This is a genomic window from Saccharopolyspora karakumensis, assembly GCF_004349225.1.
In the GTDB taxonomy this organism is placed as follows: Bacteria; Actinomycetota; Actinomycetes; order Mycobacteriales; family Pseudonocardiaceae; genus Saccharopolyspora; species Saccharopolyspora endophytica.
Genome location: NZ_SMLA01000098.1, coordinates 1 through 8,561, shown reverse-complemented (window position 1 = coordinate 8,561; position 8,561 = coordinate 1). Strand labels below are relative to the sequence as shown.

The window sequence follows — 8,561 nt, the reverse complement described above, 5'->3', positions numbered from 1 at the left end:
GCCGCCGGACCCGGCATCGGTCGGGGCCAACGAGCTCGGGGACGTTCCGGTGCTGATGTACCACCGCATCACACCTGCTCCGAGCAGCGTGTACGACCGCACCCCCGCCGATTTCCGGGCGGAGCTGGAACGACTCGCCCGCGAGGGTTACGTTCCGGTGACGGCCACCGAGTACGCCTCCGGGAAGATCGACATCCCGGCCGGGAAGCACCCGGTGGTGCTGACCTTCGACGACGGATCCGCCACCCAGTTCACTGTGGACCCAGCGGGGAACCCGGCGCCGGAATCGGCCGTCGGCATCCTGCTCTCGGTGGCTCAGGGCAACCCGGGCTTCCGCCCAGTGGCAACGATGTACGTGTTCAATCCGCCGTTCGAGGAACCCACCGGTCGGCGCAGCCTCACCTGGTTGCACGACAACGGTTTCGAGGTCGGCAACCACACGATGAACCACCCCAACCTCGGCCGGGTCTCCTCGGTGGAGGCGCAGCAGGAGATCGCCGGGATGCAGCGCGTCATCACCGACGCCGTCCCGGGTGTGCGGGTGGACTCGATCGCGCTGCCGCTGGGCATGCACCCCGACGAGGAGCGGCTGGCCTCCGACGGGGCGGCCGACGGGGTCACCTACCACCACACTAGCGTGATGCTGGTGGGCTCCAACCCGGCTCCGTCGCCGTTCACCACCGACTTCGACCCGGCCAACGTCCCGCGGATCCGCTCGCAGGGCCCGGTCGGCGAGGACGCGGGTTACGGCTCGACGGCCTGGCTCGACAAGCTCGCCGCCGACCCGGCGTCGCGCTACACCTCCGACGGAGATCCGGCGAAGACCTCGGCACCCCGCTCGGCCGGCGCCCAGCCGGCGCCGGGGGCACCGAACGTCCAGCGCTACTGACACCGCTTCGCGCAGCTGCGGCCCGGGATCTCGCCGCCACAGCTGCGCGAAGTGGTTGCTCGGTTTGTGGTTCCGCATGCTGATCGTGACCACTGCGTAGCCTGCGTTGGTATGAACGTGTCACACGCGTTGACACGACTGCCAATCCACGACACGCAGGGTTGATCAGCTGCTAGCGTCCGTGCACTCATCATCGCCGCTGAAACCGGAGGGGGGGTTTCCGCTGGTGACGTCACAGGACGCCGAGACTCATCACCGGACCATCAAGAGGCGTCTGTCGCGCGCGCTCACACTGCCGATCGTGCTGCTGTCGGTCGTGCTGCTGTCCTCGACGGTGCCGCAGGGGGTCGAATCCTTCGTCGTCTGGAGGATCGGGGTCGCGGCCAAGGAGGCCGGTACGTCCGCGATGCGCGGTTTCGAGGCGCTGCAGCGCGAACGCGACCTGTCGGTGCGGACCGAGATCCGACCCGCGGAACTGGCGGCCGCGCGCGCCGCGACCGACCGCAACGTCGCCGAGCTGACCGCCACGCTGGACTCCCTGACGGGGCACGCGCCGGAACCGATCGCCGAGAAGACCGCGCAGTTCCAGCACCGCCTGGCCGAACTGCCGCAGCGACGCCTGCTCGCGCAGGGCAGCGAGCTCAACCGCCGCGCGACCGTCGACTACTTCAACTCCGTGATCGACTCGGGCATCGATCTGTTCGACACCCAGTCCCGCCTCGCCCACGACATCCAGGTCACCCAGGACGGCATCACCGCCACCGAGCTGCTGCGCGCCTCCGACCTGATGCAGCGCGCGGCCATGATCGGCGGGGCCGCGGTGGACTCGGGTCGTTTCGACGCCGGCGAGCACCTCGCGTTCGCCGAGCGGGTGTTCACCTACCGCAGCCGGATCCGGGCCGAGAGCGCACATTCCGCGCCACAGGTGCAGCAGCGCTACCGCGAGCTGATGCGATCGGGCGCCTGGCAGCGGCTCACCGCTGTGGAGGACCAGCTGGTCGCGGCCGGTGCCGACGCGGCGCACGCGCTGTCGCCGCAGCAGCAGCGGGCCTGGCACACCGACGTCAGCACCGTGGGCCGCGAGCTCAACGCGATGTCGATGGCACAGTCCGATCACGCGATCACGCTGGGCATGACGCAGAGCTACGCGAAGTTCGTCTGGACGATCCTGGTGGTGCTGGTCGCGGTCGCGGTGACCGCCGGCTGCTGGTGGTACTCGTGGCGCAACATCGGGGTCACCGAGCAGGTGCTGGCGCGGCTGGCCCGGCTGCGGGACGCGGTGCTGCACCGCACCAACGACCTGCTGCCGCCGATCCTGGAACGCGCCCGGGAGGGCAAGCGCGTCGACGTGGACGGCGAGCTGGGCACGCTGGACTTCGGTCGCGACGAGATCGGCCAGGTCGCCGATGCGATGGAGGTCTCGCAGCGCGCCACCATCGACGCCACGATCAACGAGGCCGGGACCCACGCGGCGTTCCGCAGCGCCATCGCCGCGATCGCCAGCGGGCAGCAGACGCTCATCCAGCAGGCGATCGTCCTCATCGACGCCGCCGAGCACGACGAGCAGGACCCGGCCAAGCTGCGGCGGTTGCTGCAGGTCGACAGCACGGTCACGCGGCTGCGGCGCAAGATCGAGAACCTGCGGGTGCTCTCCGGTGACCGGCCCGGTCGCCGCTGGCGCGACCCGGTGCCGCTGGGCAAGCTCGTGCAGTCGGCGATCGGCGAGACCGAGCACTACACGCGGATCAACGTCCGCGCGGTGCCCGCGGTGGCGGTCAAGGGCCCGGCGGTCACCGACACGATCCGGGTGCTGGCGGAGCTGATGGACAACGCCACCCGCTTCTCGCCGCCGAACTCGCCGGTGGTGGTGCGGGTGGAGCGCACCGACGACCGCGTGCTGGTGGAGATCGAGGACCGCGGTCTGGGCATGAAGGGGCCCGACCGCGAGCGGATCAACCGAACCCTGGCCGCACCACCGGATTTCACCGCCACGTCGGTGCAGGACGACGTGCGTCTCGGTCTCGTGGTGGTGAGCAGGCTCGCGCAGCGGCGCGGCATCGCCGTCAGCCTGCACCCCGGTGACGGTTCGGGCACGCGCGCGTCGGTGGCGCTGCCCGGCGACATCATCGCCGAGCACGTGTCCGCGAAGCGAGAGCGCAGCGCCGAGACGACGGTCCGGATGCGCCGCCGTCCGCACAGCACGTCGACGGTGTCCGAACCGGACTCAGCGGGTGGCCTGCCGCAGCGCAAGCGCGGCACCACGCTCGCGCGGCTCAAGGGCAGACCGGGCGAATCCTCCACCGAGGAAACGGTTTCCGAGGATGAAGACCAGTCGTCCGGGGCGGTAGCGTTCATGAACCAGATCCGACGCGCCCGTGCTGAGCAGGAGGGACGTTCGTGAACAGCGACAACCTGAGCTGGTTGCTCGAAGATTTCCGCCGGCAGGTTCCCGACGTCCGCGGCCTCATCTTGTTCTCGGCCGACGGCCTGCCCACCTCGTTCTCCGGCATGTCCGAGGACGAGGCCGACGCGCTGGCAGCCCTGGGCGCCTCGATCAACAGCATGGTGGCCGGCGCGAGCGCGCACACCGGTTCCGGCGGTGTGCGCAGCACGCTGATCGAGAGCGACGAGGCGTTCCTGATGCTCAGCCAGGCCGCGGAGCGCACCGGCCTGCTGGTCGTCGTCCCGGCGAGCGCGGACCTCGAACTGGCGGCCACGGCCGTCGAGCAGCTCGTCTCGCGGGTGGGTTCGCACCTGGCCACCCCGGCGCGGCGGTGACCGGCATGGCCGAGTGGAACGACGACGAACCCGGACCGCTGGTGCGGCCCTACGTGCACACCGGCGGTCGCACCGATGTCACCAGCGACGAGCTGGACGTGTCGGCTCTGCTGCACGCGAACCCCGAGGCCACCGTCGACGACGTGTCGCTGAGCGCCACGACGGTGCGGGAGTTGTGCTCGAAACCGGTTTCGCTGGCGGAGATCGCCGCGGAGCTGGAGAGCCCGATCTCAGTGGCGCGCGTGCTGGTCGGCGATCTCGTCGACCGCGGCCTGCTGCGGGTGACCGCGCCGCGCACCGACCGGCCTGACGTTTCGTTCATGGAGAGGCTTCGCAACGATGTCCGGAACCTTTGACCCGAACACGACCTCGGCGAAGATCGTGATCGCCGGGGCTTTCGGGGTGGGCAAGACCACGATGATCACCGAGCTCACCGATCGGGAACCGCTGCGAACCGAGGAGATCCTCACCGAGGCGGGCGTCGGCATCGACGACCTGGCGGGCCTGCAGGACAAGAGGACGACGACGGTGGCCCTGGACTTCGGCCGGCTGGACCTGCCCAGCGGTCCGAAGCTCTACCTGTTCGGCACTCCCGGCCAGGACCGCTTCTGGCCGATGTGGGACAGCATCGCGCTCGGCGCGCTGGGCGCGATCGTCATCGTCGACACCGAGCGGCTCAACCAGTGCTTCGCGATCCTGGACTTCTTCGAGGGCCGGGGAATCCCGTTCGTGGTCGCGGTCAACGAGTTCGACGGCGCCCCGCGCCACCAACCGGACCAGATCGCCGCGGCTCTCGACCTCGACCCGGAGATCCCGGTCCTGACCTTCGACGCCCGGAGCAAGCAGGACACCAAGGAAGTCCTGGTCACCGTCCTGGACCGAGCCATCGACTTCCGCACGACCCACACCAACCCCGCCCGAGCAACAGGCCTCTGAACGGCAAGGGTCAGCCCGGTCCGAACCGACCGGACACAAAGGACACACGTCACGGAGGGTTCGAACCACAACCGCCCGCGACCTCGTCGAGCCATTGCTGGTGGGTGATGGCGTATTCGACGTCGCCGTGCTCGGCGCCGGGCACGGGGCCTTCGGGCCATTCGCTGAAGAACGTGCGGACGTGGCGGAGCCCGGTTTTCTCCATCACGCGGCGGGACCCGGCGTTGACCGCCATCGTCTGGGCCCAGATCCGGCGCAGGCCGAGCTCGGTGAAGCCCTCGTGGACCAGTGCCCGCGCGCCCTCGGTGGCCAGGCCGCTGCCCCAGGTGGAGCGGAGCATCCGGTAGCCGAGCTCGAAGTCGTCACGTTCCTCGGGTGTCCGCGGGTGGAACTTGAACACGCCCAGGAACTCACCACTTCCGCGGTCGACGGCGGCCCAGACGCCGTGCCCGCCGAAGCGGTCGTAGCGCTCCCGGTACATCGGCAGGGCCTTCAGCCGCACCTCGTCGAAGGTGGTCGGCAACCCGCCGTTGAGGTAGCGCATGACCTCGGGGTCGTTGTTCATGCGGAACAAGCCGTCGGCATCGGCTTCGGTGAGCTCCCGCAGCACCATCCGCGCGGTCTCCAGGAAGACCCGGGTCACTACAGCATCTCCAGCGGATCGAGGCGGACCTGCAGTTCGGTGGCCTTGCGAGCCGCGCGCACGGCTTGGGCGGCGTGCAGGGAGCTCGCGAGGGCTCTGCCGTCGGCGCGGTCGACCCGGACGATGAGGCGTTCGCGTTCGGAGTTGCCGTCCTCGTCGACCTCCCCGATCGGCACCGGCCCGAGGACTTCGGCGCTGGCGGGCAGATCCGCCGAGTCCAGCAGCGCTTCGATGGCGTCGGGCGTGCCGTCCACGGCGGCGACGCGGCGGGCCGGTGGGAAGCCGAGCTCGGCGCGCTCGGCGAGCTCTTGCGCCGCGTACCAGGCGGGGTCCCAGCGGACGAGGGCCTGCACGGGTTGCAGCGAGGACTCGGCCATCACCACGACCCGGCCCCCGTCACCACCGGGCCGGACGAGGGCAGCGGCGGCGAACCACAGTCGCAGCGCGGCTTCGGAGGAGCGCAGCTCCGGCCGGCCGAGCAGGGTGCGCCCGTCGAGCAGCAGCGCGGCGCCGTAGCCGCCTTCGGCGACGGGTTCGGCTCCGGGCGTGCAGACGATGAGCGCCGGTTTCGCGGGGACGTCGGCGAGGATGTCGCCCGCGCCGGAGGTGCGCACGGGGAACCCGGGGAACGCGCGGCCGAGCTCCTCGGCGGTGCGACCGGCGCCGACGGCGGTCGCGCGCAACCGGCGGGAACCGCACTGGGGGCACTTGAACGCGGCCTCGGCGGCTCCGCACCAGCTGCACGCGGCCGGTTTGGGCATGCCGTCCTCGGTCCCACCGGGCAGCGCCAGCGGACCCGCGCAGCGCCGGCAGCGGGCGCGTTCACGGCAGTCCCCGCAGGCCAGAGCCGGGACGTACCCGCGCCGGGGGACTTGGACGAGCACCGGGGCGCCTTGGGAGAGCGCGGCGCGGGCGGCCTCGAACCCCACCGAGGGCAGCCGGGCGGCGCGGGCCGCCGGGTCGCGGGCCAGCTGCGTGTCGTCCTCGCCGATCGAGGTGACGCGCGGGGCGGCGGTCCGGACTTCGTCGCGGTGGGCGACGAGTTCGTGCGCCCACCCGGATTCGACCAGCAGCGCCGCCTCGGCGGTGCGGGCGAACCCGCCCACGATCAGCGCGGAACCGACGGTGTGCGCGCGCTGGGTGAGCACGTCGCGGGTGTGCGGGTAGGGCACCTGCGGGTAGCTGTGCAGGTCGTCGCCGTCGTCCCAGACCACGGCCAGCCCGAGGTCGCGGACCGGCGCGAACATGGCGGCCCGGGTTCCGATGACGACCCGGGCCGAGCCGCGCAGCGCGGCGAGCCAGTGCTCGTAGCGCTCGGCCGGCCCGCTCTCGGCGGTCAGGGTCACCGCGTCGTCGCCGAGCAGCGCCGCGCAGGCGGAGTGCAGGCGGGCGAGGTCGCGGTGGTCGGGGACGACGATCAGCGCGCCGCGCCCGGCGGAGGCGGTCGTGGCGGCGGCTTCGGCGAGCCGGGCGGGCCAGTCCTCCCCCGGCAGCGCCTGCCACACCGCGCGGGCGGGACGTCCCGAGTGCAGGGCGTCCAAGAAGGACTGACCGTGCTGATATCGCTGCCACGCAGCCGCTTCCGGACGCTGCGGCGCGGGAACCGGTTCGCGGCGGGCGGATTTCTCGGCGGCGGCGCTGCGCGGCGGGATCGCGAGCCGCACGACGTCGGCGAGCATGCCGCCGTAGCGGTTGGCCACGGCGCGCGCCTGGGCGAGCATGTCGGGCGTGAGCACCGGCTCGGGCGAGGACACCCGCTCCAGCCAGGCGAGGTTGCCCTTGAAGTCGGTGGTCTCGTTGCGCTCCAGCAGGTAGCCGTCGACCAGCTTGCCGCGGAACCGCACCCGCACCCGGCAGCCCGGCTGCGCGTCGGCGTCGAGCCGGTCGGGGACGCGGTAGTCGAAGGGCCGGTCCAGGTGGGCCGGGAGCGGGACGTCGACCAGCACGCGCGCGACCGGGTTGCTCGCCGCCGCCGTGCGCTCGGTCTCCTCCCCCTTCCGCTTCCGCGGCTGTCCACCTGCCATGCCTCTTCTCTACCAGACGCCCCCGTCCAGGCCAGGGCCCGGCAGCCCGGTTCCGGCGAGTCGTGAGCGCCCGACCCGTGATGGGCGGCGCGGCGGGGTGTGTGAAAGCATTTTCGAGTGCTCCACGTCGTCTTCTACCACCCCGAGATTCCCGGGAACGCCGGGAACGCGATCCGGATGGCCGCCGGTTCCGGCGCCGCGCTGCACCTGATCGAGCCGTTGGGGTTCTCCGTGGAGGACGCGAAGCTGCGCCGCGCCGGGCTGGACTACCACGATCGCGCCGCGTTGCACGTCCACCCGAGCCTGGATGCCTGCTGGGAGGAGCTGCGCCCGGAACGCGTCATCGCGTTCACGGCCCGCACCGAGGCCTCCTACGTCGACGTGGACTACCGGCCCGGCGACGTGCTGCTGTTCGGCCCGGAGTCCACCGGGCTGCCGGACGAGCTCATCGACGCGGCCTCGCTGCGGGTGCGGATCCCCATGCTGCCCGGGATCCGGTCGATGAACCTCGCCAACTCCGCCGCCGTCGCCGTCTACGAGGCCTGGCGGCAGCACGACTTCAAGGCGCCGTGACCGGCTCGCGGCTGCGCGTCCATGGCCAGGTGAGCAGCGCCCAGGCGGCCATGCCGATGACGAGCTCCACCGCGAGGTAGGTCGGCCAGCCGCCCATCAGGTCGAGCAGCGACGGGTTCTCCGGCTTGCTGCTGACGAAGCCGTAGTTGGTGCCGGCCGCCTCGTTGAACACCAGCATCGCCGAGCCCCACGCGACGGTGACCCCGACCGAAACCCAGTACCCGCGCCACGTCGGCCGGAGCCCGACCGCCCAGGTCAGGAAGGCCGCGGCCCAGATCACCAGCAGGTGCTGACCCCAGAACTCGATGAAGTTGACGTGCGGGAAGTCGGGTGCGTCCAGGGCCGGGGTGATGATCGCCTGCGGCGTCAGCGTCAGCCCCCAGAAGTAGAGCAGCGCGTGCGGCGTCGCCTGCCGCGTCCACAGCGCCCAGGCCGCCACCACCCACGCGAGGTCGCACAGGTGCAGCGGCAGCGACTCGGCGACGTCCCACTCCCCCGGCATCAGCCGGAACACCAGCAGCGGAACGTTGAACCCCAGGACCACGACCGCGAACGCCCGGCACCACCGCTCCAGGGCCTGCGCGGGCAATCCCCTCCCGAGCGCGACGAGGAGCACCGACCCGCCCACGATGAGCACCATCAGCACCCAATGCGACAGGCCGTAAGGCTCGAACCGATCCCCAACCGGCCCCACACCCCACAGCGTCACCCACCCAAC

At 71.6% G+C, this 8,561-nt stretch carries 9 protein-coding genes; 6 read left to right on the top strand and 3 right to left on the bottom strand.

The genetic code is table 11. The features are described from left to right. From E1202_RS30530 to E1202_RS30510, 5 genes are all read left to right on the top strand, one after another. A partial coding sequence (locus tag E1202_RS30530) for a polysaccharide deacetylase family protein (protein WP_235879125.1) occupies nt 1–889 on the top strand: 889 nt, incomplete at its 5' end. Nucleotides 890–1,115: 226 nt separating this feature from the next. Next, the gene (locus tag E1202_RS30525) at nt 1,116–3,290 is read left to right on the top strand and encodes a sensor histidine kinase (protein ID WP_132686776.1); all 2,175 of its coding nucleotides are present in this window, start codon (nt 1,116–1,118) and stop codon (nt 3,288–3,290) included. Continuing rightward, nucleotides 3,287–3,667, top strand: a complete 381-nt coding sequence (locus E1202_RS30520; RefSeq protein WP_132686775.1) for a roadblock/LC7 domain-containing protein — start codon at nt 3,287–3,289, stop codon at nt 3,665–3,667. Before E1202_RS30525 ends, E1202_RS30520 begins: the two co-directional genes overlap by 4 nt. Nucleotides 3,668–3,672: 5 nt before the next feature. Next, nucleotides 3,673–4,023: a DUF742 domain-containing protein gene (locus E1202_RS30515; protein WP_132686774.1), complete on the top strand. Its 351-nt coding sequence runs from the start codon at nt 3,673–3,675 to the stop codon at nt 4,021–4,023. Beyond that, the gene (locus E1202_RS30510) at nt 4,007–4,603 is read left to right on the top strand and encodes a GTP-binding protein (protein WP_132686773.1); all 597 of its coding nucleotides are present in this window, start codon (nt 4,007–4,009) and stop codon (nt 4,601–4,603) included. Before E1202_RS30515 ends, E1202_RS30510 begins: the two co-directional genes overlap by 17 nt. Nucleotides 4,604–4,652: 49 nt before the next feature. On the opposite strand, the gene E1202_RS30505 is transcribed toward E1202_RS30510, so the two are convergent. Continuing rightward, entirely contained in the window at nt 4,653–5,246 is a 594-nt protein-coding gene (locus tag E1202_RS30505; RefSeq protein WP_235879124.1) for a GNAT family N-acetyltransferase, read from the bottom strand. Next, nucleotides 5,246–7,270, bottom strand: coding sequence for a primosomal protein N' (locus tag E1202_RS30500; protein WP_132686772.1), 2,025 nt, complete (start codon nt 7,268–7,270; stop codon nt 5,246–5,248). Before E1202_RS30500 ends, E1202_RS30505 begins: the two co-directional genes overlap by 1 nt. A gap of 117 nt (nt 7,271–7,387) precedes the next feature. On the opposite strand from E1202_RS30500, the gene E1202_RS30495 reads away from it, so the two are divergent. After that, nucleotides 7,388–7,843, top strand: a complete 456-nt coding sequence (locus E1202_RS30495) for a tRNA (cytidine(34)-2'-O)-methyltransferase (RefSeq protein ID WP_132686771.1) — start codon at nt 7,388–7,390, stop codon at nt 7,841–7,843. Here the strand turns inward: E1202_RS30495 and E1202_RS30490 are convergent. Then, the gene (locus E1202_RS30490; RefSeq protein WP_235879126.1) at nt 7,830–8,552 is read right to left on the bottom strand and encodes a YwaF family protein; all 723 of its coding nucleotides are present in this window, start codon (nt 8,550–8,552) and stop codon (nt 7,830–7,832) included. The two genes, E1202_RS30495 and E1202_RS30490, sit on opposite strands and share 14 nt — an antisense overlap. Between the last annotated feature and the right edge of the window lie 9 nt (nt 8,553–8,561).

Excerpts from the sequence above, each read along its gene's own strand:
- E1202_RS30515 (WP_132686774.1), top strand. The coding sequence starts at position 3,673 with ATGGCCGAGTGGAACGACGACGAACCCGGACCGCTGGTGCGGCCCTAC.
- E1202_RS30510 (WP_132686773.1), top strand. The coding sequence starts at position 4,007 with ATGTCCGGAACCTTTGACCCGAACACGACCTCGGCGAAGATCGTGATC.
- E1202_RS30500 (WP_132686772.1), bottom strand. The coding sequence starts at position 7,270 with ATGGCAGGTGGACAGCCGCGGAAGCGGAAGGGGGAGGAGACCGAGCGC.